This is a genomic window from Dokdonella ginsengisoli (assembly GCF_042652785.1).
In the GTDB taxonomy this organism is placed as follows: domain Bacteria; phylum Pseudomonadota; class Gammaproteobacteria; order Xanthomonadales; family Rhodanobacteraceae; genus Dokdonella_A; species Dokdonella_A ginsengisoli.
The window spans coordinates 137,650-161,831 of the sequence record NZ_JBHSHD010000006.1 but is presented as its reverse complement, the minus strand read 5'-3'; the positions used below and the strand labels follow the sequence as shown (position 1 = coordinate 161,831).

General features: G+C 70.2%; 22 protein-coding genes and 1 tRNA gene. 8 read left to right on the top strand and 15 right to left on the bottom strand.

Features of this window, described 5'->3' with window-relative positions; translation table 11 throughout:
• Positions 1-51: 51 nt before the first annotated feature.
• Positions 52-270 carry a hypothetical protein gene (locus tag ACFO6Q_RS06765; protein WP_380019833.1) on the bottom strand — a complete coding sequence of 73 codons (219 nt, stop codon included), beginning with the start codon at positions 268-270 and terminating at the stop codon, positions 52-54.
• Between the two features lie 567 nt (positions 271-837).
• On the opposite strand from ACFO6Q_RS06765, the gene ACFO6Q_RS06760 reads away from it, so the two are divergent.
• Positions 838-1,794, top strand: coding sequence for a DegV family protein (locus tag ACFO6Q_RS06760; protein WP_380019832.1), 957 nt, complete (start codon positions 838-840; stop codon positions 1,792-1,794).
• A gap of 42 nt (positions 1,795-1,836) precedes the next feature.
• Here the strand turns inward: ACFO6Q_RS06760 and ACFO6Q_RS06755 are convergent, their stop codons facing one another.
• From ACFO6Q_RS06755 to ACFO6Q_RS06710, 10 genes are all read right to left on the bottom strand, one after another.
• Positions 1,837-3,057, bottom strand: a complete 1,221-nt coding sequence (locus tag ACFO6Q_RS06755; protein WP_380019831.1) for an MHYT domain-containing protein — start codon at positions 3,055-3,057, stop codon at positions 1,837-1,839.
• Positions 3,058-3,277: 220 nt separating this feature from the next.
• Positions 3,278-3,769 (bottom strand): hypothetical protein, encoded by a 492-nt coding sequence (locus tag ACFO6Q_RS06750; protein ID WP_380019830.1) that lies wholly within the window; start codon positions 3,767-3,769, stop codon positions 3,278-3,280.
• Positions 3,770-3,785: 16 nt separating this feature from the next.
• Positions 3,786-4,148 (bottom strand): LysM peptidoglycan-binding domain-containing protein, encoded by a 363-nt coding sequence (locus ACFO6Q_RS06745; protein WP_380019829.1) that lies wholly within the window; start codon positions 4,146-4,148, stop codon positions 3,786-3,788.
• An 89-nt stretch (positions 4,149-4,237) separates the two neighbouring features.
• Positions 4,238-5,065: an NADPH-dependent 7-cyano-7-deazaguanine reductase QueF gene (gene queF / locus ACFO6Q_RS06740; protein WP_380019828.1), complete on the bottom strand. Its 828-nt coding sequence runs from the start codon at positions 5,063-5,065 to the stop codon at positions 4,238-4,240.
• A 16-nt stretch (positions 5,066-5,081) separates the two neighbouring features.
• On the bottom strand, positions 5,082-6,623 hold the full coding sequence (locus tag ACFO6Q_RS06735; protein ID WP_380019827.1) for an ArnT family glycosyltransferase: 1,542 nt from the start codon (positions 6,621-6,623) through the stop codon (positions 5,082-5,084).
• Positions 6,624-6,745: 122 nt separating this feature from the next.
• Positions 6,746-9,856 carry an efflux RND transporter permease subunit gene (locus ACFO6Q_RS06730; protein WP_380019826.1) on the bottom strand — a complete coding sequence of 1,037 codons (3,111 nt, stop codon included), beginning with the start codon at positions 9,854-9,856 and terminating at the stop codon, positions 6,746-6,748.
• Positions 9,857-9,952: 96 nt separating this feature from the next.
• Entirely contained in the window at positions 9,953-11,122 is a 1,170-nt protein-coding gene (locus ACFO6Q_RS06725) for an efflux RND transporter periplasmic adaptor subunit (RefSeq protein WP_380019825.1), read from the bottom strand.
• Positions 11,123-11,186: 64 nt separating this feature from the next.
• Positions 11,187-12,701 (bottom strand): efflux transporter outer membrane subunit, encoded by a 1,515-nt coding sequence (locus ACFO6Q_RS06720; protein ID WP_380019824.1) that lies wholly within the window; start codon positions 12,699-12,701, stop codon positions 11,187-11,189.
• Positions 12,702-12,997: 296 nt separating this feature from the next.
• Positions 12,998-14,107, bottom strand: coding sequence for a cell division protein ZapE (gene zapE, locus ACFO6Q_RS06715; RefSeq protein ID WP_380019823.1), 1,110 nt, complete (start codon positions 14,105-14,107; stop codon positions 12,998-13,000).
• A complete protein-coding gene (locus ACFO6Q_RS06710; protein WP_380019822.1) occupies positions 14,104-14,778 on the bottom strand; it encodes an alpha/beta hydrolase in 675 nt (224 codons plus the stop codon). Before ACFO6Q_RS06710 ends, zapE begins: the two co-directional genes overlap by 4 nt.
• A gap of 83 nt (positions 14,779-14,861) precedes the next feature.
• On the opposite strand from ACFO6Q_RS06710, the gene ACFO6Q_RS06705 reads away from it, so the two are divergent.
• From ACFO6Q_RS06705 to ACFO6Q_RS06690, 4 genes are all read left to right on the top strand, one after another.
• Entirely contained in the window at positions 14,862-16,151 is a 1,290-nt protein-coding gene (locus ACFO6Q_RS06705) for a choice-of-anchor Q domain-containing protein (protein WP_380019821.1), read from the top strand.
• A gap of 96 nt (positions 16,152-16,247) precedes the next feature.
• The gene (locus tag ACFO6Q_RS06700) at positions 16,248-16,811 is read left to right on the top strand and encodes an ECF-type sigma factor (protein WP_380019820.1); all 564 of its coding nucleotides are present in this window, start codon (positions 16,248-16,250) and stop codon (positions 16,809-16,811) included.
• Positions 16,808-19,378: a serine/threonine-protein kinase gene (locus ACFO6Q_RS06695; protein WP_380019819.1), complete on the top strand. Its 2,571-nt coding sequence runs from the start codon at positions 16,808-16,810 to the stop codon at positions 19,376-19,378. The genes ACFO6Q_RS06700 and ACFO6Q_RS06695 overlap by 4 nt, the downstream gene beginning before the upstream one ends.
• Positions 19,375-19,977, top strand: a complete 603-nt coding sequence (locus tag ACFO6Q_RS06690) for an acyl carrier protein phosphodiesterase (RefSeq protein ID WP_380019818.1) — start codon at positions 19,375-19,377, stop codon at positions 19,975-19,977. Before ACFO6Q_RS06695 ends, ACFO6Q_RS06690 begins: the two co-directional genes overlap by 4 nt.
• A gap of 15 nt (positions 19,978-19,992) precedes the next feature.
• Here the strand turns inward: ACFO6Q_RS06690 and ACFO6Q_RS06685 are convergent, their stop codons facing one another.
• From ACFO6Q_RS06685 to ACFO6Q_RS06670, 4 genes are all read right to left on the bottom strand, one after another.
• Positions 19,993-20,367: a VOC family protein gene (locus ACFO6Q_RS06685; protein WP_380019817.1), complete on the bottom strand. Its 375-nt coding sequence runs from the start codon at positions 20,365-20,367 to the stop codon at positions 19,993-19,995.
• Positions 20,368-20,449: 82 nt separating this feature from the next.
• Entirely contained in the window at positions 20,450-20,980 is a 531-nt protein-coding gene (locus ACFO6Q_RS06680; protein ID WP_380019816.1) for a c-type cytochrome, read from the bottom strand.
• Positions 20,981-21,162: 182 nt separating this feature from the next.
• Positions 21,163-21,239, bottom strand: a tRNA-Arg gene (locus ACFO6Q_RS06675).
• A gap of 39 nt (positions 21,240-21,278) precedes the next feature.
• Positions 21,279-22,712 carry an amino acid permease gene (locus tag ACFO6Q_RS06670; protein ID WP_380019814.1) on the bottom strand — a complete coding sequence of 478 codons (1,434 nt, stop codon included), beginning with the start codon at positions 22,710-22,712 and terminating at the stop codon, positions 21,279-21,281.
• Between the two features lie 146 nt (positions 22,713-22,858).
• Between ACFO6Q_RS06670 and ACFO6Q_RS06665 the strand changes: the two genes are divergently transcribed.
• The 3 genes from ACFO6Q_RS06665 (at position 22,859) to ACFO6Q_RS06655 (ending at position 24,177) form a co-directional block, all read left to right on the top strand.
• Positions 22,859-23,467 (top strand): DedA family protein, encoded by a 609-nt coding sequence (locus ACFO6Q_RS06665; RefSeq protein WP_380019813.1) that lies wholly within the window; start codon positions 22,859-22,861, stop codon positions 23,465-23,467.
• Between the two features lie 79 nt (positions 23,468-23,546).
• Positions 23,547-23,804, top strand: a complete 258-nt coding sequence (locus ACFO6Q_RS06660; protein ID WP_380019812.1) for an AbrB/MazE/SpoVT family DNA-binding domain-containing protein — start codon at positions 23,547-23,549, stop codon at positions 23,802-23,804.
• The gene (locus tag ACFO6Q_RS06655) at positions 23,791-24,177 is read left to right on the top strand and encodes a PIN domain-containing protein (protein ID WP_380019811.1); all 387 of its coding nucleotides are present in this window, start codon (positions 23,791-23,793) and stop codon (positions 24,175-24,177) included. Before ACFO6Q_RS06660 ends, ACFO6Q_RS06655 begins: the two co-directional genes overlap by 14 nt.
• The last annotated feature ends 5 nt before the right edge of the window (positions 24,178-24,182 follow it).

Below are 24,182 nucleotides of genomic sequence, written 5' to 3'. Positions count from 1 at the left end.
GGGAGGTAGAAGGAAGACGCTAGGTGGCTCAAAGCTGCCCGGCGCGCCGCGTCAACGTTGCAACCCGCTCTGCCGCTCGAGCCGCTCCAACTTCCGCCGCAGCATTTCTTCGCACAGCGCGGCGATCTTGCGTGCCTGCGTGCCGTAGAACTCGACCGAGCCGTAGCCGGTGTGGATGCGCACGCGGCGCTTCATGGCGGGGACGTGGCACGAGAGCGCGTAGCGCAGTTCTGCGATCTCTAGGGCGCGTTCGTCGTATTTGGGGTGCATGGCATTTCTCCTTTTGCCCGCGGCCCGGAGGGGTCGCTGTGGGCGTCCTTTCCCAGCGCCGCGCGCAGGTGCGTCAAGGCCGCGCGCAGCGCGCCCGAAGGGCCTGGCCTTGACGCGCCGAGCACGGCGCTACGCTGGGACGACCATAGCGAGGCCCATTCTCATAACCTGCGTCGGGTGAGCTTGTGGATGCCGCCGGCTCTCGCTGTGGTCGCGAGGTTGCCTATCGCCGGGAAAGGGGCTGATCGGGCGGGAGGAGATCAACATGGATCCCCGCTTTCGCGGGGATGACGGGGCGTTTGTAGCTGAGGTATTTGCGGCTGAAGCGTTTGCGGCCGAGGCGTTTTCAGCGGAGGCTGCCGTGGCGCGGCTCGCGGGATGACGGAGCAGTCGGTTCGCCCGCCGTCAAACCTCCCGAAAAATGGTAATACCATTCCCCCCCGGCCTCCCCTGCGAGCCCCCACCTCCACCCCGTCCGCCCAACCCCCATTCGCTGCGCCGCAAGAACCCATCCCCGCCCCACGGTGGTAGGTTTGCCCCCCAATGCGGCGGACGCGAGGGGGCGCCATGCGCATCGGCATCGTCGTCGACTCGGCCTGCGATCTGCCGGCCGAATTCCTGCAGCGGCACGAGATCACCGTGCTGCCGATCGGCGTGCACCTGGACGGCGAGACGCTGGTCGACGACCGCTCGCCGGAGGTGCGGCAGCGCTTCCTCGATCAGAACCTGGGCGCGCGCGGACACGCGGCGGAGACCGAGCCGTACTCGGCCGAGCAGATCCGCGAGCTGTTCCTCGGCCGCCTCGTGCTCGACTACGACTGCGTGTTCTGCCTGACCATCACCGCCACGCGCAGCCCGATCCACGACAACGCCAGCCGCGCGAGCTTCGCGATCCTCAAGGACTACCGGCCGATCCGGCGCGACGCGGGCGTGCCGGGGCCGTTCCTGATGCGCGTGATCGATACGGAAAACCTGTTTGCCGCGCAGGGCGTGACGGCGGTGGAAGCGGCGCGGCTGCGCGACGCGGGGCAGACCCCGGGGCAGATCCGCGAGCGCCTGGAGCAGATCGCGCGCCACACCTACGGCTACATGCTGCCGCGCGACCTGTACTACCTGCGCGCGCGTGCGCAGAAGAAGGGCGACCGCAGCGTCGGCTGGTTCAGCGCCGCGCTCGGCACGGCACTGGACATCAAGCCGCTGCTGCGCGGCCATCGCGGCGAGACCGGCGCGGTGGCCAAGGCGCGCGGCTTCGAGCACGGTGCACAGATGCTGTTCCAGCACGCGGCGCAGCGCGTGCGCATCGGGCTGATGACGCCGACGCTGTGCGTCAGCTACGGCGGCGATCCTGTGGAACTCGCCGCGCTGCCGGGTTACGCGGAACTGCTGCAGACCTGCGCCGAGCACGCGGTGGAGGTATACGAAAGCCCGATGAGCGTGACCGGCATGATCAACGTCGGCACCGGCGCGGTCACGCTCGGCTTCGCCGCGGAGGACTACGAGTTCTCCGCGCGCGCGGCGGAATGAGCGAAGGGCGCCGGCCGCGGCGCCCTTCGAAAGAACGACGCCTCAGGCGCTCTTGCGAGCAGGCGCCGGTGCGAAGTGGTCGGCGATGGCCGACTTCGGCGCCGCGCGCAGCAGCAGCCACTGCGCGTTGTCGCCGTCGCTGGGGCAGTGCGCGCTGTTGGTGACCAGCTGGTAGCGCCCCTGCGCGGCGAATTCGCGGCGCAGCACGTCCACCAGCGGCGCGCAGGCCTGCGCCACGTCGTCGACGCGGCCGTTGAGCATCACCACCAGGTGTTCGGGCTGCGTGCGCGCGATGATCGCGCCGGGCAGCGCCTGGGCGATGCGCTCGCGCATCCAGGTCATCGTCTCGCCGTTGGGCGTGCGGCCGTTGCGGCCCTCGACGCGGAAGGTGACCAGGGCGAAGCCGTCGGTGCCGCGCGAGCGGATGCGCTCGACGATCAGCTGCGACAGGCGCGCGCGGTTGGGCAGGCCGGTTTCACGGTCGACGAAGGCGAGTTCGCGCACGCGCGTGTCGCGCTCGCGCACCGCGCGCCGTGCGGCGGCGACTTCGCGCGCGTCGATCACGGTGAAGGCGATGCCGAAGCCGAGGATCAGCAAGGTGCCCAGCGTGGTCGGAATCGGCAGCTCGCTGGCCTGCAGCTGGTTGCCGGTGAAGCAGAACGCGCCGTCGGCGAACTCCGCCGCGGCCATGCCGGTGTAGTGCATGCCGGTGACGGCCACGCCCATGATCAGCGCGGCGCCGACGCGCATCGCCACGTCGCGCCAGCTGCGCACTTCCTTCAGGTAGGCGATGATCAGCAGGGCCGCGCCGGAGGCGGCGACGGCGATGCCGGCCGAAGCGGCGAACAGCGCCGGCTGGTAGGCGATGCCCGGGTCCATGCGCATCGCCCACATGCCGCTGTAGTGCATCACGCAGATGCCCGCGCCCATCACCAGCGCGCCGACGGCGAGCGTCCAGTGCCTGAGCTGGCCGTAGCCGACGAGGTACAGCGCGAATGCGGAAACCGCCACCGCCGCCACCCAGGACAGCGCGGTGATGCCGCTGTCGTAGCTGATCGGCACCGGCAGGGAGAAGGCGGTCATGCCGACGAAGTGCATCGACCAGATGCCGGTTCCCATCGCCAGCGCGCCGCCGACCAGCCAGGCGAAACGGTTCGCGCTGCGCGCGCGCATGCGCGAGGCGAATTCGATGGCGACGAAACCCGCCAGCGAAGCGATCAGATACGAAAGCGCGACCAGTTCGAGGTCGTGACTGCCTTGCATGTGCGTGCCCCCTGATGTGATGTAGCGCACACATTTGACGAATCCGCGCCGCAACCCGCCAGTCAAGATTGGTGAACTGGCCGGTTCAGCGCCGTTCGCTCACCAAATGTCACAACGGCGCCGCCGCGCTCGCCACAGCGCTGCGTTCGCGCAAAAAAAAGAAGCGCGGATCGCTCCGCGCTTCTCATGGGGACCACGTGCCGCGGCTGCGGCATCGGGTTTACTTGACGCTGAATTCCTTGGTCGCCGCCGGCTTGCCGTCGAGCGAGATTTCCACCTTGTAGTTGCCGGCCGGCCAGCCGTCGGCCTTGCTGATGTGGAAGGTCGTCACGCTGGAGCCTTCCGGAGCCAGCGGCTGGCTCGACTCGCTGACGGTCTGGCCGTCCTGGTAGCTCCACTTCGCCGCGAGGGTCGCCATCGGCGCGCTGCCGGTCGTCTTGACCGCGGCGTAGATGGTGTCCTTCGGCGTGAAGGTGGTGGTCGGCGTGGTGACCTTGTCGTCGTTGCCGAGGTCGACCGAGGCGACCGCGACGGGTTCGGGCGCCGGCGTCGCTGCGGGCGGCGGCGTGGTCGGAGCCGGAGCGGGCGCCGGGGTGGCGGCCGGCGGCGGGGCGGCCGGAGCCGGTTCTTCCTTCTTGCCGCAGGCGGAGAGCGCGAGCGCGCCGGCCAGTGCGACGACCAGGGTGACTTGGTGGCTGCGTTGGATCTTCATCTCGTAGTCTCCGTTTTCAGGCCTTGGAAGCGGTGTCGGCGGGAAGTTTGAGGACCTGGCCGGGCTGGATCAGGTCGGGGTTGTCGATCTGGTCGCGGTTGGCGTCGAAGATCTCGCGCCAGCGGTTCGCGTTGCCCAGCACCTTCTTGGCGATCTTCGACAGGCTGTCGCCCCTGGCGACCGTGTAGGTCGCGGGAGCGGCCGGCTCGGCCAGCGGCGCGGTCGAGGTGACACCGGACTGCACGTTGTTGAAATCCGCCTTCGGTGGCACCGGAGCGGTCGTCTCCGAGCCGCTCTGCACATTCGAAAAGTTCGGTTTGTTCGGGTCGTTGCCCACGTCCGTCTCCTCTCCGTTACGAACCTGAACATTACACCTCATCCCGCTTAACGGGGGGTGAGTGCAGGCCGCCTTGAAGGATTACAAATCGCAACGCGGCGCAGGTGACAGCGGCGTGAAGGTTGCGCCGGCTACTGGCGGGCACCGCGCGGGTTGGGCGGCTGGCCGGCGTGCGTGGCGCGCCAGGGGTTGATGTCCAGTCCGCCGCGCCGCGTGTAGCGTGCCTGCACTTCGAGCCATCGCGGCGCGCAGCGGCGCATCAGGTCGACGTGGATGCGTTCGACGCATTGCTCGTGGAAGCCGGCGTGCTCGCGGAACGAGATCACGTAGCGCAGCAGGCCGGCGCGGTCGATGCGGCGCCCGGCGTAGCGGATCTGCAGGCTGGCCCAGTCCGGCTGGCCGGTCACCGGGCAGTTGGACTTGAGCAGGTCCGAGGTCAGGCTTTCCTCCACCTCGCCCGCCTCGTCGGCCAGGCGCAGGTGGCCGGCGTTCGGCGGGCCGTAGTCGTCGATCTCCAGCTCGAGCGCGTCGATCGATTCGCCCGCAAGTTCCGCCAGCGCGACGTCCGCGAAGCGCTCGGGCGGCGTGATCGTCACCGCCACCGGCGCGCCGGCCGCCGCGGAAAGATCGCGCACGAGCACTTCGCGCAGCGCCTGCGCGTCGCCGATGCGCTCCTGGTTGAAGCTGTTGAGATACAGCTTGAACGACTTCGATTCGACGATCGCCGGCGACGAGGCCGGCACGCGGAATTCGCCCAGCGCGACGCACGGCTTGCCGCGCGCGTCGAGCCACGACAGCTCGTAGGCGTTCCAGATGTCCACGCCGTGGAACGGCAGCGCCTGGCCGAGGCCGAGTTCGGCGCGGCCCTGCGCGCGCGGGATCGGAAACAGCAGGCCGGCGTCGTAGCGGCTGGCGTAGGCGACGGTCTGCCCGAGCGGGCTGAGGTGCGGCTGGGTCATCGAAACGGCGGTCCGTTCACGGCGCGGGAGGCGCGCCCGGAGGCGTATTCTCCGTCATGCCGGTCCCTTGCGCCTTCCACGCGCAGTCGCCCTCGATTTCCGCCAGCAGCGCGTAGCCGCGCGCATCGCGCAGGCGCCACCATTCCACCTCGTGCACGGTCAGCGCGCGTTCGAGCGCCTCGCGCGCGTCCTCGCGCACGGCGAGCAGGCGGCAGCCCTCCTGCTCGAGCACCTCGGTCGAGAGGTTCTCGGCCTGCGGCGTCGGCGGTTCGTCGGGCAGGTCCAGGCGTTCGATCGTGCTGCCCAGATAAAAGCGCAGCCCGAAGCGCGGCGCGGTTTCGACGAAGGCGATCTCGTCGGGCACCGGCGACAGCTGCGCGGCGATGTCCCGCGCCAGCCGGCGGTCATCCTCGTCGACGTCGAGCCGCGCGGGCAAGGCACGCGCCAGCACCAGCGCCGCGCACCACAGCGCGATCAGCGTGAGGCGGCCGCGCGAGTGCAGGTCCAGCGGCGCGAGCGCCCGCGCCACCAGGATCGCCAGCGGGGCGAACAGCGGCAGCACGTACAGCGGCAGGCGCGAGCGCGCCAGCACGAACACCGCCAGCGGCAGCAGCAGCCAGCATGTGAGCAACCTGGCCTGGTCGTCCGCGCGCCAGCGCGCCAGCGCACCGCGCCGCGACTTCCACGCGGCGGCGAGCAGCAGCGGCAGCCACGGCAGGCTGCCGAGCAGCAGGGTCGGCAGGTAGACCTTGAACGCGCCGTACCACTCGGCGTTGCGGTGCATCTTGTCGCTGGCGACGCGGTTGACCACTTCCTCGACCACGAAATAGCGCAGCACGCCGGGCTCGCGCCAGGCGATCACCGCGTACCAGGCGCCGCCGACCAGCAGGAACACGAGCAGCGCGTCCCAGCCGAACGTGCGGTACAGGCCGCGCCCGCGCTCGCTCCAGAACGCGAAGGCGAAGCAGGCCGCCAGCGCGAGCAGGCCGGGCGGGCCCTTGGTCATGAAGGCCAGGCCGGCGGCGAGGCCAAGCAGCAGGCGCGCGCGCCGTGCGGCCTGCGGCGTCGCCGCGTGCCACAGCTCGACGAAGACGGCCACCTGCGCAATTTCCCACAGCGCCAGCAGCGAATCGGTGGTGACCAGGTTGGCCGCCAGCGATGGAAAGACGAAGCTCGCGTACACCAGCGCCGGCAGCCACGGCTGCCGCGGCACGAAGCGCCGGCCCAGGCGCAGCATCAACACGATCGCGCCGGCGAACGCCAGCGCGCCCGGCAGGCGCGCGGCGAACTCGCTGCGGCCGAACGTGGCGAAGCTCGCGGCGATGCTCCAGTAGGTCAGCGGCGGCTTGGACCAGTGCTCGACTTCCGGATGCAGCATCGGCCGCATCCAGTCGCCGCTGTCGAGCATGCCCAGCGCGACGTTCGTGTAGCGGCCCTCGTCGGGCGAGTACAGCGGGCGCACGCCCTGCAGCAGGCAGGCGTAGGCGATCACGCAGGCGAGCAGCAGCCAGCTGCGCCAGGCGGCACGGGAAACGGGAAGGGAGGGCGGCGACGGCATGGCGGCCGCAGTCTAGCCGCGAAACCTTAAGCCACTCTTGCGCCGGCGCAAGAAAGGCGCGGAAAAGAAAACGGCGCGCGGCCGCGGCCGGAAAGCCGTGGCCGCGCGCCGTGTCGCACAGGTCAGGCCAGCGCCGCCTCGTCCAGGCCGGCGCTGACGTCCTTGGCCTTCTCGGCGTGGTGGTCCTCGGCCAGCAGCATGTAGAACGCCGGCACCACGAACAGCGTGAACAGCGTGCCGATGGTCAGGCCGGTCGAGATGACCAGGCCCATGTTGAAGCGGCCCGCGGCGCCCGCACCGGAGGCGATCACCAGCGGGATCACGCCGAGCACCATCGCCGCGGTGGTCATCAGGATCGGACGCAGGCGCACCGCCGAGGCATGCTCGATCGCCTCGCGCTTGGTCATGCCGGCGCGCCGCATCTCGTTGGCGAACTGCACGATCAGGATGCCGTGCTTGGAGATCAGGCCCATCAGCGTGACCAGTCCGACCTGCGTGTAGATGTTCAGCGAGGTGTTCCAGCCGAAACCGATCGCCTTCATGCCGACCAGCCCGGGCAGGATGTTGATGAACACCAGTGCGCCGAACAGCGCCATCGGCACCGACACCAGGATCACGATCGGGTCGCGCAAGCTGTTGAACTGCGCCGCCAGCGCCAGGAACACGATGATCACCGCGAACAGCAGGGTCAGCGCGAAGCCGCCGGACTCGGTGACGAACTGGCGCGCCTGGCCGGAGTGATCGACCTGGTACGTGCTCGGCGCGGTCTCGCGGATGGTCTGCTCGACGAACGCGATCGCATCGCCCTGCGCCACCATCGGCACGCCCTGGAAGGTGACCGAGTTGAGCTGCTGGAAGCGCGTGAGCGACTGCGGCACGACTTCGTTCCTGATCGTGGCGATGGTCGAGGACGGAATCACCGAGCCGTCCTGCACGCGGATGTAGTTGTCCAGCACCTGGTCGGGATTGAGGCGGTCGGTCTGCAGCACCTGCGGGATCACCTTGTACGAGCGGCCGGCGATCGAGAAGTAGTTGACGTAGCCGCCGCCGAGCGCGGCACCGAGCGAAGCGCCGACGTCCTGCTGCGTGAGGCCGAGCGTGGCGACGAGGTCGCGGTCGATCTCGACGGTGCTCTGCGGCTTGTCGATCTTCAGGTTGGTGTCGACGAAGAAGAACATGCCGCTCTTCTGCAGCTTGTCGAGCACCGCCTGCGAGACCTGGTACAGGTTCTCGAACGGCTCGGTCGTCTTCATCACGACCTCGACCGGCATGCCGGTGGCGCCGGGCAGCGGCGGGAACTGGAACGCCACCGTGTTCGCCGCGGCGATGCCGCCCCACTTGGCCTGCAGTTCCTCCTGCAGCTCGTGCGCGCTGCGCGCGCGCTGGTCCCAGGGCTTGAACACGATGCCGGTCAGCGCGGAGTTCGGGCCGGAGAAGCCGGTGAACTGGAACACGAGGTCGGTTTCCGGCAGCGCCTTGGCCACGTCGTAGGCCTGGTTCATCACCGAGACGGTCTGCGCCGGCGAAGCGTTCGGCGCCGCCAGCGACATGCCGACGACGATGCCCTGGTCTTCTTCCGGCGCCAGCTCCGACTTCGAATTCATGAACAGAAACACCGTGCCGCCGAGCAGCAGCACACCCATCACGACGGGCACGATCCAGGTGTCCAGCGTGCCGTGCAGGCGGCGCTCGTAGGCGCCGTGCAGGCGTTCGAACTGGCGGTCGATGAACTGCACGAAGCGGCCGCTTTCCTGCTCGGCCTTGAAGAAGCGCGAGCACATCATCGGCGACAGCGCCAGCGCGACCACCGCCGACACCGTGACCGAGCCGGCCAGCACGAAGGCGAACTCGGTGAACAGCGCACCGGTCAGGCCGCCCTGGAAGCCGATCGGCACGTACACGGCGATCAGCACGATGGTCATCGCCAGGATCGGGCCGCCGAGTTCGCGCGCGGCGAGCAACGCGGCCTGCATCGGCGTCTTGCCCTCCTCCTTCATGTGGCGGTCGACGTTCTCCACCACGATGATCGCGTCGTCGACGACCAGGCCGATCGCCAACACCAGCGCGAGCAGGGTGATCAGGTTGATCGAGTAGCCGAGCGCGAGCATCACGAAGAACGTGCCGATCAGGGACAGCGGCATCGCCACCACCGGGATGATCACCGCGCGGAAGCTGCCCATGAACAGGAAGATCACGAGGGTGACGATGACCAGCGCCTCGACCAGCGTCTTCACCACTTCCTCGATCGAGGTGTTGATGAAGTCGGTGGCGTCGTAGCCGATGTTCGCGCTGAGGCCGGTCGGCAGCTGCTTCTGGATCTCCGGGAACACCTCGCGCACCTTCGCGGCGACGTCGAGCACGTTCGCGTCCGGCGCCACCTTGATGCCGAGGAACACCGACTGCTGTCCGTTCAGCGCGGTCGCCGAATCGTAGTCCTCGGCGCCGAGCACGACGTTGGCGACGTCCTCCAGGCGCACGATCGCGCCGTCCTTCTGCTTGACCACCAGCCGGCGGAATTCCTCCACCGAGTGCAGGTCGGTGGACGCGGTCAGCGGCACCGTCACCGCGTCGCCCTTGCTGGCGCCGACCGCGGTCAGGTAGTTGTTGGCCGACAGCGCGGTGTAGACGTCGCCGGCGGTGACGCCGTGCGCGGCCAGGCGCGACGGATCCAGCCACGCGCGCAGCGCGAACTGGCGCGCGCCGAGCAGCTCGGCGGTCTGCACGCCGTCGATCGAGTCCAGCTGCGGCTTGACCACGCGCAGCAGGTAGTCGGTGATGTTGTTGGTCGGCAGCGTGGTGCTGTAGAAGCCGAGGTACATTGCGTCGGTAGTCTCGCCGACGGCGACCGAGATCACCGGCTGCTGCGCCTGCGGCGGCAGCTGGTTGCGCACCGAGCTGACCTGGGTCTGGATCTCGGTCAGCGCGCGGTTGGAGTCGTAGTTCAGCTGCAGCGTCGCGGTGATGGTCGACACGCCCGACAGGCTCGACGAGGACAGGTAGTCGATGCCCTGCGCCTGCGCGATGGCCTGTTCCAGCGGCTGCGTGATGAAGCCGGCGATCGTCTGCGCGTCGGCGCCGTAGTAGGTCGTCGACACGGTGACGACCGCGTTCTCGGTCTTGGGGTACTGGCGGATCGTCAGGTCGCTGATCGAGCGCAGGCCGAGCACGAGGATCAGCAGGCTGACGACGATCGCCAGTACCGGTTTCTTGATGAAGATGTCGGTGAAATTCATGGGGGTACCTTTCGCCGCCGACGCAATGGCCGCCGGCGGACAGCGCGGCCGCGGACGGCCGCTTCTCGACTTTCGCGCTCGGTTGAGCGCCGAAAATCAGTGTTCCTGCGGCTTCGGGCTCGTCTGGTCCGGCGGCTGCACGGTGTTGTCGATGATCAGCGGCGTGCCGTTCTTGAGCTTGAGCTGGCCGCTGGTGACGATCTCGGCGCCTTCGTCGATGCCCTTCACGATCGCGACCTGGTCGCCGCGCTTGGCGCCGGTGGTCACGAACGCCTGCTGCGCGATCGGCATCTCCTCCTTGCCCTGCGCGTCCTTCTTGCCCGAGCGCGCGACCAGGAACACCGTTTCGCCGTACGGATTGAACGTGACCGCGCTCTGCGGCAGGGTCAGCAGCGATTCCTGCGAACCGACCGCGACCTCGACGTTGGCGAACATGCCCGGCGTCAGCGCCTGGTCCGGATTGGCGACCAGCACCTCGGCCTGCACGTTGCGCGTGTCGCCGTCGACCTTCGGATTGACCGCGGTCAGCTTGCCCTCGAAGGCGCGGCCGGGGAACGCGTCCAGGCGCAGGGTCGCCGGCTGGCCGACCTTCAGCGCGGCGAGATTGCGCTGCGGCACGAAGAAGTCGACGTAGACCGGATCGAGCTGCTGCAGGGTCACGATCGCCGCGCCGGGATTGACGTAGGCGCCCGGGCTCAAGGTGACGATGCCGGCGCGGCCGGCGAACGGCGCACGCAGCTGCTTCTTGGCGATCACCGCCTGCTGCTGCGCGACCGCGGCCTGCTTGGCCTTGAGGTCGGCGACGGCGGTGTCGTAGTCGGCCTTGCTGATCGCCTGCGAGGCGAGCTGCTGCTTGGCGCGGTTGAAGGTGACCTCGGCCAGCGAAGCGGCCGCCTCGAACTGCTTGAGCTGCGCCTGTTCGTCGGCGTCGAACAGCTGCACCAGCAGGTCGCCCTGCTTGACCTCGTCGCCCGAGCGCACCGCGACCTTGGTCACCAGGCCGGCCACCTCGAAGGCGAGATCGGCGCCGCGCGCCGCGCGCAGGGTGCCGACCGCGGACTGCTGCGGCTGCCACTCCTGCTTGCCGGCCTTGGTCGAGCTGACGGTCTGCGGCGGCGCCGTCATCTTCGACATGGCCTCCTTCATCATCATGCGGCCACCGACGTTCCAGCCGACCAGCAACAGCAGCAGCAGGCCGACCAGCAACAGCATGATGATCATGCGCTTGGTCGTGCTCGGTTTCTTCGTTTCGATACGGGTTTGCATGCGGAGAGCTCTGGCTGTGCGGTGTTGCGGAACGCGAGGATCGTGAAACGCCCGCGGATGACGGTTACTGCGCGGTGGTGTCGGCGGCCGCGATCGACGGGGCGGAGACGCCGTCCCAGCCGCCGCCGAGCGCCGCGTACAGCGCGGCGGTGTCGGCCAGGCGTGCCGCGCGCGCCTGGATCAGGCCGATGCGCGTCTGCTGGTACTGGCGCGTCGCGTCGAGCAGCTGCAGGTAGCTCGCCGCGCCTTCCTTGTACTGGCCGCGCACGAGGTCGAGGCTGCGCGAGGCGGAATTTTCCGCTTCGGCCTGCGCCTTGAGGCTCTCGGCGTCCAGTTCCAGCGCGCGCAGCGCGTCGGAGACGTTCTGGAACGCGCCGAGCAGGGTCAGCTGGTAGTCCGCCGCGGCCTTGTCCAGCCCGGCCTCGGCGGCGCGCTTCTGCGCGCGCAGCGAACCGCCGTGGAACAGCGGCTGCAGCAGGTTGGCACCGATGCCCCAGGCCTTGGTGCCGCTGGAGAAGAGATCGCCGGCGTCGCGCGCCTGCGAGCCGAGGCTGCCGGTCAGTGTGATCTGCGGGTACAGGTTCGCGGTGGCGACGCCGAGGTCGGCGGTGGCGCGATGCAGCTGCGCCTCGGCCGCGCGCACGTCCGGACGCTGGCGCGCCAGCTCGGACGGCAGGCTCACCGGCACTTCGCGCGGCAGGTTCAGCCCGTCCAGTTCCAGCGCGGCAAGCTCCGCTTCGGACGGGAACTGGCCCAGGTACACCGCGAGCTGGTTCTGCGTTTCGCCGAGCTGGCGGCGCAGGTCCGGCAGCAGCGCGCGCGAGGTCGCCGCCTGCGTGCGGATGGCGAGCACGTCGCCGAGCGACTTGGCGCCGATCTCGTGCTGGCGCTCGACCACTTTCAGCTGCTCTTCGTAGAGCTTGATGACTTCCTCGGTCGCCTGGATCTGGCCGCGCAGCGAGGCCTCGCGGAAGCTCGCCGTAGCCACGTTGCCGGCCAGGCTCAGGTAGGTGCCCTGCAGCTGGAACTCCTGGTAGTCGGCCAGCGCGGACTGCGCCTCGACGCCGCGCCGCACGCCGCCGAACAGGTCCAGCGTGTAGCCGACGTCGACGCCGGCGTTGTGCAGGGTGAAGGCGCTGCCGTCGAGCGAATTCTGGTTGCCGCGCGTCACGCCGAGCTTCGCGTCGACGCTGGGGAACAGCGAACCGCGCGAGGCCTTCACGTTTTCCTGCGCCTGGCGCAGCGCTGCCTGCGCCGAGGCGACGCTCGGGCTGTGCGCCAGTGCGCGCTCGACGCGGCGGTCGAGTTCGTCGCTGGCGAACGCGGTCCACCAGCGCTCCGGCACGTCGGCGCCGTCGAGGAAACGCTGCGCGTCGCCGGTCGGCGCATCGGTGGCGACCGTCGCCTGCGGCAGCGCATCGGCGCGGTAGCCCTTGCCTTCGGGCAGGACCGGAGCGCGGAAGTCGGGGCCGGCGGCGCAGCCGGCGAGAACCAGCGCCGTCGCCAGGGCGAGAACGCGCAGCGGCAGGCTCGAAGAGGGCGCGACGCCTGCGCGTGCGCGGTGCAATTCACCAGTCATGGCACACCTTAAAAACTGAACTAATGAGTTCAATAATACCGAGGCCAGGCCGCCTCGATCAAGATGTGCCGGACGTCATGCCGCGATGGACGGCGGGCGCACGCGAACGCTACGGCGTCCGCATGCAAAGTGGACAATGACAAAAGTCATCGCCCGGCACGGATTGCGCACGGCATTGTTCCGCCGTTCAGATTTCCCCGTTCAAGGACTCGTGGGGCCGACGACGCGCGATTTCAAGGGACGACGGCGAGACGCATTTCGTTTCGCCGCGCGCGAAAAAAACGTCGAACGGCGTTTCAGGCGCGATGCTCGCGCGCGAGGTAGTCCTCGCTCTGCATCTCGATCAGGCGCGATTCGGTGCGCGCGAACTCGGCGCGCAGGCGCTCGCCGTCGTACAGCTCGACGATCGGCGCGGCGGCCGACAGCACGAGGTTCACGCCGCGGTCGTAGACCTCGTCGACGAGCTCGATGAAGCGCCGCGCCGCGTCGTCGGTCTGCGGCGTGAACTGCGGGACGTTGGAGACCACGATCGTGTGGTAGGCCCTGGCGATCTCGATGTAGTCGGCCACCGCGCGCGGGCCTTCGCACAGCGCATCGAACTCGAACCAGATCGCGCCGTCGGCCTCGCGCCGCACGGCGACCGGGCGCTCGTTCAGCGTGGTGGTGAAGTCCTGCCGCGCCGTGCCGTGCGCGACGCGGTTGAACGCGGCCAGCAGCGCGCGCTCGGCGGCCGCGTCGGGCGGCGTGTAGTACACCGGCGCCTGTTTCAGCGCGCGCAGGCGGAAATCCTGCATCGAAGCCAGTTCGTGCACCTGGCAATGCTGCTCGATCAGCGCGATCGCCGGCAGGAAGCGCTCGCGCTGCAGGCCGTCCCTGTACAGCTCCGCCGGCGGCGTGTTCGAGGTCGTGACCAGCACCACGCCACGCTCGAACAGCGTGCGCAGCAGGTTGCCGAGGATCATCGCGTCGCCGATGTCGGAGACGAAGAATTCGTCGAGCACCAGCACGCGCACCTCGTCGGCCAGGCGTGCGGCGACCTCGACCAGCGGATCGCTGCGTCCTTCCAGCGCGCGCAGCCCGGCGTGCACGTCCTGCATGAAGCGGTGGAAATGCACGCGGCGCTTCGCCGGAGTCGCCAGCGATTCGTAGAACAGATCGCACAGGAAGGTCTTGCCGCGACCGACGCGCCCCCACAGGTACAGGCCGCGCGGCGCCGGCGGCGCGGCGCCGCGCAGGCGCTGCCACAGCGACGGCGGGCGCTGCGCGTCGAGTTCGGCGCGCAGCCGGTCGAACACGACCAGCGCCTCGCGCTGCGCCGGATCGTCCTGCCATTCGCCGGCCGCGACGCCGGCGCGATAGCGCGCGCTCGGCGTGTCCGCGCCGGCGTCGTAACCGGCCACGCTCATGCCGCGCGCAGCGGCGGCAGGCGGTCGGCGAGCTGCGCCTTCACCGCGTCGCGCAGTTCGAGCAGACGCCGGTGGAAGAAATGGCCGGTGTCCGGCAGGCGCACCACGGTCGGCGCCGGCTGCAGGGTCGCCGCCCAGGCGTAGACGGCGGCCGGATCGACCACCTCGTCGGCCTCGCCCTGCACGATCAGCCACGGACAGCGCGGCGCGGCCAGCCGTGCGAAATCCCAGCGCCCGGCCGGCGGCGCGACCAGGATCATCTGCGCCGGATCGAGCGCCTCCGCACCGCGCATCGCCACGTAGCTGCCGAACGAGAAGCCGGCCAGCCAGAGCGCGTCGCCCGGCCGCTGCTCGCGCGCCCAGCGCGCGATGCGGATCAGGTCGTCGGTCTCGCCGACGCCGTCGTCGTGCACGCCTTCGGAGCGGCCGACGCCGCGGAAATTGAAGCGCACCGTGGCGAGGCCGAGGTCGAGCAGGCTGCGCTCCAGGGTCGTGACGACCTTGTTGGTCATCGAGCCGCCTCCGCCCTGCAGCGGATGCGGATGGCAGATCACCGCGACGCCGGCGCGCGCCAATGCCGGGTCCGGCACGGCGCAGGCGAGTTCGAGCGCACCGGCGTCGCCCTGCAGCAGCAGGGTCGCAGCTTCGGTCGGGAAAGGGGGATTCGTCATGCGCGAATGATACGGGAGCCGCGCGTGTCGTTTTCGCTGCCGCATTCCGTACTGCTTGGCGAACCCCCGCCGAGGAGCCTGCGATGTCATTGCGTAGCGTGTTCGTCTCTTTCCTGTTCGCCGCCGGCCTCGCGCCGGCGTCGGCCGCGGTCTACAACGTCAACAGCGAAGTCGACAATCCCGAGGATTCGCCGGGCGACGGCGTGTGCAATCCCCAGTTCGCGCTGCAGCCGGACCTGTGCACGCTGCGCGCGGCGATCCAGGACGCCAATGCGCATCCCGGCCTGGACATCATCTTCGTGCAGCCGGGAACCTACGCGCTGACCCGCGTCGGCGGCGACGACAACGCGCTGAACGGCGACCTGGACATCACCGACGCGGTGCAGATCCAGGCCCTCGATCCGATCGTGCAGCGGCCGGTGATCGACGCCGGCGCGATCGACAACCGCGCGTTCCACATCCTGTCCGGCGGCGTCAGCCTGATCGGCCTGGACATCACCGGCGGCAGCAGCGTCGATGCCGGCGGCGGCATCCTGGTGCAGGCGCCCGGCGCCACCAACATCGCGCTCAACCTGCTGCGCGTCCACCACAACCGGGCCGACGTCGGCAGCGGCCTGTACAACGCCGCCGCGGACGTTTCCGTCGATGGCAGCAGCTTCTTCTACAACCGCTCGCCCGGCGTCGACGGCTCGGCCACCGCCGGCAGCGCGATCTTCAACACCGGCACCCTGCGGCTGGACCAGAGCAGCGTCTTCTACAACTTCGGCTTCACCGACGACGAGGTGCTGCCGACGCACGCCATCCTCAGCAGCGGCGACCTCGACGTCGTCAACTCCGTCGTGGCCAACAACTACGGCAACGGCATCACCAACACCGCGGGCGGCATCCTGCGGCTGGACAACGCCACCCTCGCCGGCAACCTGTTCCTCGGCGTGCGCTACGACGGCGACGGCGAGTTCCGCATGGGCAACAGCGCCATCGCCAGGAACGGGCTGCGCGATTGCCTGCTCGACGCCGAGGATCCCGGCCTCGACCTCAATCGCTACAACCTGGATTCGGACGACACCTGCGCGCTGTCCGGCGGCAACACGAATTTTCCCGGCACGGAGCCGCTGCTGACGCCGCTCGCCTCGCGCGGCGGCCTCGTCGTGGTCAGCTGGCCGCTGACCAGCAGCCCCCTGCTGGAGAACGGACATCCGGCGAACACGGCCGTGGGCTGCGAGGACGTCGACCAGCAAAACCGGCCGCGTCCGCAGGATTTCGACGGCAACGGCATCGCGCGTTGCGACATCGGTGCGATCGAACTCAGCGACGACCTGATCTTCTTCGATCCGGTCGAGCAGATGGGCCCGTTCTTCCCCCCGCTCCTGTAGCCGCCCGCCGTGGCGGCGCTTGCCCTTGCGCCCCGGCCCGGCGCGATAATCCGGCCTCGATCCGCGCTGCGGCGGATCCGCCGGGTTGTCGCGCCGATGGCCACCAACGACGCCGAGCTTGCCGACCGCCTGGCGCAGGAAGGCTACGGCGACGCGCGCGAACTGCGCGCCCTGCTGCCCGACGTCTACGCCGACCTCAAGCGCATCGCGCATCGCCAGCTGTTCCGCCGCGTGCCGGGCGCGAGCCTTTCCACCACCGTGCTCGTGCACGAGACCTACGCGCGCCTGGCCGAGCGCGGCGCCGGCACGGTGCTGACGCGCGCGCATTTCCTCGCGCTCAGCGCGCGCGTGATGCGGCAGATCGTGGTCGACCACGCGCGTTCGCGCGGCGCGGAAAAGCGCGGCGGGACGCAGGTGCGCATCGAGCTGCCCGAACAGGACGGCGACAGCGCCGCGCCGAACCATGCGCTGGCCGTGCTGGCCGACGCGCTGGATGCGCTCGAGCGCGTCGATCCGCGCCTGGTCCGGCTGATCGAGCAGCACTGGTTCATCGGCCTGGACGCGGACGAGCTGGCGGCGCTGCACGAGGTTTCGCTGCGCACGGTGCAGCGCGAACTCAAGCGCGCGCGCGCCTGGCTGGCCGAACTGCTGGCGCCATGAAAGCCGGCTGGAACCCGCGCCGCTTCGACGAACTGGACACGCTGCTGCGCCGCGCGCTCGATCTCGAAGGCGATGCGCGGGCGGGATTCCTGCGCGAGCTGGCCGCCACGCGTCCGGACCTCGCCGCGGCGCTGCGCGGCATGCTCGCCGCGGCCGACGCGGGCGGCGACGACGCGCTGGCCGCGGCACTGGATGCCGACGTCTGGGCCGCACTGGCCGACGATCCGGCCGCCGGCCAGCGCTTCGGCGCATGGTGCGCGCTGGCCACGCTGGCGCACGGCGGCATGGCGCGCGTGCTGCTGGCCGAGCGCGCCGACGGGGCGTTCCAGCAGCGCGCAGCGATCAAGTGCCTGTGGTCGGGCCTGGCCACGCCCGAGCTGGTCGCGCGCTTCGAGCAGGAGCGGCAGATCCTCGCCCGCCTCGACGACCCGCGCATCGCGCGGCTGCTCGACGGCGGCGTGCGCGCGGACGGCGTGCCGTGGCTGGCGCTGGAGTACGTCGACGGCGAACCGATCGATGCGCATTGCGACACGCGGCGCCTGCCGCTCGACGCGCGCGTGTCGCTCTGGCTCGACGTCGTCGCCGCGGTCGCCGCGGCACACCGCCAGCTGATCGTGCATCGCGACCTGAAGCCGGCGAACGTGCTGGTCGGCGCCGGCGAGTCGGTCAAGCTGCTCGACTTCGGCATCGCCAAGCTGCTCGACGCGCAGGATTTTCCGCACGCCGCGCCGGCGACCCGGCTCGGCAGCCACGCGCTGACGCACGCCTACGCCAGCCCCGAGCAGCGGCGCGGCGAACCGGTCACCACCGCCAGCGACGTCTACCAGCTCGGCCTGCTGCTGTACGAACTGTCGACCGGCGTGCCGCTGCTGCGCGGCGCCGAGCCGTACCGACTGCCGGCGCTGGAGGACGATCCGCCGCCGCCGTCAGTCGCGGCAATGCGCGGCGCCGCCGCCGCCGCCCGTGCGCAGCGGCGCGCGACGCACGCCGTGCGCCTGGCGCGGCGCCTGCGCGGCGACCTCGACGCGATCGTGCTGCGTGCGCTGGCGAAGGATCCGGCGGCGCGCTACGTCTCGGCCGACGCGCTGCGCGAGGACGTGCTGCGCTGGCGCCGCGGCCTGCCGGTGTCGGCGCGTCGCATCGGCGCGCTGCGGCGGGCCGGCAAGTGGCTGCGCCGGAATGCGTGGCTGGCCGCCGCCGCGGCCGTGATCGTCGCCACCAGCGGCTTCTACGCCGCCTCGGTGCTGCACCAGGCGCGCGCGCTCGCGCGCGAAGCGTCGGTCAACCGCGCCACCCGCAACTATCTGGTCGGCTGGTTCCAGACCGCCGATCCCGGCAGCGGAGCCGGCGATCCGCGCGCCAGCGAAATGCTCGCGCGGGCGCTGAGCCAGGCACAGCGCGAACTGCGCGAGCAGCCGGAACTGCAGGCCGAGGTGCTCACCACGCTCGGCGAAGTCCACGTCGCGCGCGGCGAGTACGGCCTGGCCGAACCGATCCTGCGCGAAGCCTACGCGCTGGCGCGTTCGCTGCCCGACGCCGGTCTTCCGCGACGGACCGGAGCGGCCACCCAGCTGGCGACGCTGCTGCACTACACCGGCCGCTATGCGCAAAGCGAAGCGCTGTTCGGCGAAGCGCTGGCCGACGACGGCGGCGCCTCCGGCGACAGCCGCATCCTGCTCGCACGCCAGCACTACGGCGATCTCCTGCACAGCCGCGGGCGCTACGCCGCGGCGATCGGACAGCTCGAACGGGCGCGCGACGACGCGCGCGCCGCCTTCGGCGCGAAAGCTCCGCTGGGCGCCGCCATCGCGCGCCATCTCGGCGACGTCTATCGCGACAGCGGCCGCTACCGCGAAGCCGAAGCGCTGTATCTCGACACCCTGCGCCTGCAGCGCGCCGCGCACGGCCCGACGCACGTGAACACGCTCGCCACGCGCCAGAGCTACGGCCGTCTGCTGCTCGACCTGGGGCGCATCGACGAGGCGGCGGCGGAAATCGGGCCCGCGTTCGAGGACTACCGGCGCCTGATCGGAGCAGCCGCGCCGGGAACGGCGTACTGGGAGCGCTCGCTCGCCGGGCTGGAAGAAGCGCGCGGCGAACTCGACGCGGCGCGCGCGCGGTTGCAGCGCATCGACGAGGCCCAGCGCGTGCGGCTTCCGCCCGAAAACCTCGGATTCGGCTACGTGGCGCTCGACACCGGGTACGTCGAACTCGCGCGCGGAGACCTCGCCGCCGCGCGCGGCGCGTTCGAGCGCGCGATGCAGGTCTTCGACCACGTACAGCCGGACGGGCATCCGCGGCGCGCCGATGCGCTGCTCGGCCTGGCCCTGCTGGCGCGTCTCGACGGCGACGCCGGGCGCGCGTCCGCACTGCTCGACCGTGCCCAGACCCAAGCGCAGCGCGCGCTGGCGCCGCAGCATGCGCTGTTCGCCGCGATCGCCCAGGCGCGCGGCCACGCCGGCGCCGCGCCGGCGCCCTCGCTGGCGCAGCTGCGCGTGCAGCGGGCATTGGCCCGGATCGACGACAATGCCGGTCGCGCAGCTCCGTCCGCCGTCGAGACCCGATGAATCATCTCGCCCATGCCCTGCTCTCCATGCCGGACGAAGACGTCATGCTCGGCGGCCTGATCGCCGACTTCCTGCGCGGGCGCGTGGACCCGGCGCTGCCGCGCGGCGTGCGCCTGGGCGTGGCCCTGCATCGCGCCGTGGACGTGTACACCGACGCGCATCCGCAGGTGGTCGCGGCGCGCGCGCGGTTCGAGCCGCCGTACCGGCGCTATGCCGGCATCCTGCTCGACATCTGGTTCGACCATCGGCTCGCGCGCGAATGGGCGACGTACGGCACCGGCACCCTGCACGAATTCTCCGCGCGCGTGCGCGAGCTGCTGGTGCGGCGCGACGCGGAACTGCCCGGGAACATGCGCGGCTTCGTCCGCTACCTGCTCGCGCACGACCTGCCCGAACGCTACGGCGAGACGGCGATGATCGGCGAAGTGCTGCGCGGCATGTCCACGCGCCTGTCGCGCGCCAATCCGCTGGCCGAGGCGCTGCCGGTCCTGCAGGGCGACGCCGCCGCGCTCGAGCGCCATTTCGCGGCGTTCTTCCCGCAACTGCAGGCCCATGCCCGCGCGGAACGCGAGCGGCTCGGCGCGAGCCTGCCGGAGTAGGTTCGCCGCTGCCGGCTACGCCCGCGGCGGGATGTTCTGCGCGATGCGCCACATCACGCCGCCCGGATCGAGCAGGGTGAAATCGCGCATCGCCCAGCTGCGGTCCTCGGGCGTGCCGATTTCGATGCCGAAGCGCGCGGCGACGCCGGAAGCGACCACGTGCGCGTGCCAGTCGTCGACGTTCTCGACCAGCAGGTGCATCTGGAAATGCCGCGCGAACGCCGGTGCGTCGAACGCCTGCAGCAGGAAGCTGGTGTCGCCGTGGCGGACGTAGGCGAGGTCGTCCGACGACCACGGCACCTCGAAGCCGAGCGCGAGGTAGAACTGCCGGGATCGCTCGAAATCCAGCGCCGGCAGGAAGGCCTTGATTTCGACGGCCGCGAGGTTCATCGCACGTCTCCCGCACATGCGAACGCCGCCCGGAGGCGGCGTTCGCAGATCACATCCGGCGGACTCTCGTCCCTGCCGCGCGTCACTTCACCTGGCTGAGGATGTACTCGACGACCGCCTTCATCTGCGCGTCGTTCAGCGCCGGGTTGCCGCCCTTCGGCGGCATCACGCCGGCCTTGCCGGTGAAGCCTTCGATGGCGTGCTTGAGCAGGGTGTCTTCACCGGCGGCGACGCGCGCCGCCCACGCCGACTTGTCGCTGATCTTCGGCGCGCCGGCGACGCCGGCGTCGTGACAGGTGTGGCACAGGCTGCCGTAGATCGTCTTGCCGTCGGTGGTGCCGCCGTAGGCGACCTGCGAAGCCGCGGCCTTGGCCGCCGCCTCCTGCGCGGCCTGCATCGCGGCGCGACCGGTATCGCCGGCATAGACGCCGCCGACCGGTGCGATGCGCTGCTCGGTCAGCTTCTGCTTGTCCGGATTCTGCGGCGGCGGATGGCTGCCGTAGATGTGCAGGGCGAGCGCGATCAGCAGCACCGCGACCAGCGCGAGAAAGCCGATCAGCATCGCGAAACGCTTCAAGAAGACCGAATCGGCCTGAGTGACGGGATTGGTCACGGAACCACCTCAGCGGGAACGAGATCGATACCCGGCACGTCGGGCACACCCCAAATAAGCCTGACGAGTATAACGGCCGTATCCGGGTCGGGGAAGGCTCCGGCCGGCGCGCCGCGTGACGCGAGGGGCATTCGCCGCACGGCCGAATGCGGCGTGTTGCCGCAGTTCGGGGGCGGGGAATGTGGCGCGCTCGAGAGGATTCGAACCTCCGACCACCGCCTTCGGAGGGCGGTACTCTATCCAGCTGAGCTACGAGCGCGTGATCCTCATTGTCGCACGAAGCTTCGCGATTTCGCGATCAGCCCTGCGCGAGCTTGCTGTGGCGGATGCCGTAGCCGAAGTAGATCAGCAGGCCCAACGAGACCCAGACCAGGAACACCAGCCAGGTCACCGCGGCCAGTTCCGACAGCAGCCAGATCGAGAAGCCGATGCCGACCAGCGGGATCAGCGGTACCCACGGCGTGCGGAACGCGCGCGGCAGGTCGGGCTTGCGCACGCGCAGAAGGATCACCGAGGCGCAGATCACGATGAAGGCCGACAGCACGCCGATGTTGACCAGCTTGGCCACCTCGCCCAGCGGGAAGAACCCCGCGACCAGCGCGGTGAACACGCCGAGCACGATGGTCGGGCGGTGCGGCGTGCCGTAGGCCGGGTGCACCTTGGCGAACCAGTTCGGCAGCAGGCCGTCGCGCGACAGCGCGAACCAGATGCGCGCGGCGCCGAGCATGAAGGCGAACAGCACACTGATCAGGCCGAACACCGCCGACACCGAGATCGTGACCGCGACCCAGTGCAGGCCGAGGTTCTTGAACGCGTCGGCGACCGGCGCATCGGTGTTCAGGGTCGAGTAGTGCGCGATGCCGGTCAGCACCATCGACACCGCCAGGTACATCGCCATCGAGATGCCGAGCGAGAGCAGCACCGCGCGCGGCAGGTCGCGCTGCGGGTTCTTCGATTCTTCCGCCGCGGTGGTCAGCGTGTCGTAGCCGAACACGGCGAAGAACACCACCGCCGCCGCGGTCACGACGCCCTGGAAACCGAAATGGGCGACGCCATCAGCGCCGATCGCAGGCTCGGGGATGAACGGGTGCCAGTTGGCAGGATCGATGTAGAACACGCCGATGCCGATCACCAGCACCACCGCGGCGACCTTGATCGCGACCACCAGCGTGTTGAAGCGCGCGCCCCATTCGGTGCGGAAGATCAGCAGCGCGGCGATGCCCAGCGTCACCAGCGCCGCGATCACGTTGAACACGCGGCCTTCGCCGGTGCCCATCGCGCCCTGCGCCCAGACCGGCAGCACGATGCCGGCGGCGGCCAGCGCCGACTGCACGTAGCCGGACCAGCCGATCGCGACAACCGCCACGATCAGCGCGTATTCGAGCAGCAGGTCCCAGCCGATCAGCCAGGCGACCAGTTCGCCGAGCGTGGCGTAGCTGTAGGTGTAGGCGCTGCCGGTGACCGGGATCAGCCCGGCGAACTCGGCGTAGCACAGCGCCGCCGCTGCGCTGGCGATGCCGGCGATGACGAAGGCCAGCGCCACCGCCGGCCCGGCGTTGACCGCCGCCTGCTGCCCGGCCAGCACGAACACGCCGACGCCGATGATGCCGCCGATGCCGATCGCGGTGAGCTGCCACAGGCCGAGCACGCGGCGGAATTCGCCGCGCCGGCCGAGTTCGGACTGCAGCTGCTCGACCGACTTGTGCCGCATCAGTTGCGCGATCAGGCTCATCGACGTCCTCCCAAATGACGCCGGATCATAGCCGAGCCCCGCGCGATACCCCTGCTGCGCTGCGCGCATGACCACCGGCGTTTGCGCCGCGCGCGCCGCACGCGCTAGGGTGGCCGGCTTCGCCACGTTTCGGACTGCCGCCGCCGATGGACATCCCGGGTCCGCTCGCCGCCCTGCTCGCCTGGGGCCTGCCCGGCATCGCGGTCATCGCGCTGGCGGAGAAGCTGATTCCGGCCGTGCCCTCGTACGTGCTGTACGTGTTCCTCGGCATGACCGCGGTGAGCGGCGGCGGCGCGCTGGTCACGACGATCCTGGCGGCCACGCTCGGCTCCTCGCTCGGCGCGCTGGCCTGGTACGGCCTCGGCCGCGCGCTCGGCGAGCGCCGCACCGAAGCCGCGGTCGAGCGCTGGGGGCGCTGGGTGTTCCTGCCGCCGCAGCGCTACCGCCATCTCGCCGGCCTGTACCGGCGCAACCACTTCGTCGCCACCCTGCTCGGCCAGATCACGCCGGTGGTGCGCATCTACCTGCCGCTGCCGGCCGGCGTGCTGGGACTCGCGCTCGCGCCGTTCACCCTGGCGATCGTGCTCGGCAACCTCGCCTGGGACGCCGCCCTGCTCGGCATCGGCTACGCGCTGCGCGGCAGCGGCGGCGATCCGCTGAAGGTCGGACTCGCCGTCGTCGGCGGCCTGCTGCTGGCGGAGACGCTGGCGGTGCTGGCGCTGCGCTGGCGGGCGCGGCGCGGGCGGCCTGCATAAGGAAGCACCATGGGCAACGTTGTTGCACTTGGCAGCCGGCAGAGCGAGAATCGCTTTCCATTACCGGGGTAATGAAGCAATGAACGCCACCAGCAAACTCACCGCGCAGGCGCAGGTTTCCGTTCCTGCCGCCATGCGACGCAAGCTCGGTATCGGTCCGGGCTCGACGATCGTCTGGGAGCTGGAGGGCGACCACGTCGTCGTGCGTCGGGTCGGATTGCACACCTCCCAGGCGATCCATTCCATATTGTTCGACGACGCACCGAAGCGGAAAACGCTGGCCGAACTCAAATCCGGTATCGCCAAGCATCTGCGCCAGCGCCATGCGCGCGATTGACACGAACGTCCTCGTCCGTCTCCTCGTACGCGACGATCCGGCGCAAGTCGCCGCTGCCGAAGAATTCGTCGCCCAGGGGGCGTGGGTTCCTTTGCTCGCTCTGGCCGAAACCGTATGGGTGCTCGATGCCGTCTACCAGCGCAAGCCTCAGCAAATCGCGCTGGCCATCGAAATGCTGCTCAATCACCAGCGGCTGGTCGTCGAGCGCAGCGACATCGCGGCCGCCGCCCTTGCGCACTACCGCCAGAGAACCCGGCCAGGTTTCAGCGACTGCCTGATGCTCGAAGTCGCACGCGCAGCGGGACACACACCTTTCGGTACGTTCGACAGGCCTCTCGCGCGGCTGGACGGCACACGGCTGTTGAAGCCGTAGTTCTC

Bases quoted from the DNA above. Each gene is read 5' to 3' on its own strand.
- ACFO6Q_RS06690 (WP_380019818.1), top strand. From the start codon at position 19,375: ATGAATCATCTCGCCCATGCCCTGCTCTCCATGCCGGACGAAGACGTC.
- ACFO6Q_RS06655 (WP_380019811.1), top strand. From the start codon at position 23,791: ATGCGCGCGATTGACACGAACGTCCTCGTCCGTCTCCTCGTACGCGAC.
- ACFO6Q_RS06755 (WP_380019831.1), bottom strand. From the start codon at position 3,057: ATGCAAGGCAGTCACGACCTCGAACTGGTCGCGCTTTCGTATCTGATC.
- ACFO6Q_RS06705 (WP_380019821.1), top strand. From the start codon at position 14,862: ATGTCATTGCGTAGCGTGTTCGTCTCTTTCCTGTTCGCCGCCGGCCTC.
- ACFO6Q_RS06695 (WP_380019819.1), top strand. From the start codon at position 16,808: ATGAAAGCCGGCTGGAACCCGCGCCGCTTCGACGAACTGGACACGCTG.
- queF (WP_380019828.1), bottom strand. From the start codon at position 5,065: ATGACCCAGCCGCACCTCAGCCCGCTCGGGCAGACCGTCGCCTACGCC.
- ACFO6Q_RS06750 (WP_380019830.1), bottom strand. From the start codon at position 3,769: ATGAAGATCCAACGCAGCCACCAAGTCACCCTGGTCGTCGCACTGGCC.
- ACFO6Q_RS06725 (WP_380019825.1), bottom strand. From the start codon at position 11,122: ATGCAAACCCGTATCGAAACGAAGAAACCGAGCACGACCAAGCGCATG.
- ACFO6Q_RS06745 (WP_380019829.1), bottom strand. From the start codon at position 4,148: ATGAGGTGTAATGTTCAGGTTCGTAACGGAGAGGAGACGGACGTGGGC.
- ACFO6Q_RS06765 (WP_380019833.1), bottom strand. From the start codon at position 270: ATGCACCCCAAATACGACGAACGCGCCCTAGAGATCGCAGAACTGCGC.
- ACFO6Q_RS06660 (WP_380019812.1), top strand. From the start codon at position 23,547: ATGAACGCCACCAGCAAACTCACCGCGCAGGCGCAGGTTTCCGTTCCT.
- ACFO6Q_RS06720 (WP_380019824.1), bottom strand. From the start codon at position 12,701: ATGACTGGTGAATTGCACCGCGCACGCGCAGGCGTCGCGCCCTCTTCG.
- ACFO6Q_RS06735 (WP_380019827.1), bottom strand. From the start codon at position 6,623: ATGCCGTCGCCGCCCTCCCTTCCCGTTTCCCGTGCCGCCTGGCGCAGC.
- zapE (WP_380019823.1), bottom strand. From the start codon at position 14,107: ATGAGCGTGGCCGGTTACGACGCCGGCGCGGACACGCCGAGCGCGCGC.
- ACFO6Q_RS06685 (WP_380019817.1), bottom strand. From the start codon at position 20,367: ATGAACCTCGCGGCCGTCGAAATCAAGGCCTTCCTGCCGGCGCTGGAT.
- ACFO6Q_RS06710 (WP_380019822.1), bottom strand. From the start codon at position 14,778: ATGACGAATCCCCCTTTCCCGACCGAAGCTGCGACCCTGCTGCTGCAG.
- ACFO6Q_RS06700 (WP_380019820.1), top strand. From the start codon at position 16,248: ATGGCCACCAACGACGCCGAGCTTGCCGACCGCCTGGCGCAGGAAGGC.
- ACFO6Q_RS06670 (WP_380019814.1), bottom strand. From the start codon at position 22,712: ATGAGCCTGATCGCGCAACTGATGCGGCACAAGTCGGTCGAGCAGCTG.
- ACFO6Q_RS06665 (WP_380019813.1), top strand. From the start codon at position 22,859: ATGGACATCCCGGGTCCGCTCGCCGCCCTGCTCGCCTGGGGCCTGCCC.
- ACFO6Q_RS06730 (WP_380019826.1), bottom strand. From the start codon at position 9,856: ATGAATTTCACCGACATCTTCATCAAGAAACCGGTACTGGCGATCGTC.
- ACFO6Q_RS06760 (WP_380019832.1), top strand. From the start codon at position 838: ATGCGCATCGGCATCGTCGTCGACTCGGCCTGCGATCTGCCGGCCGAA.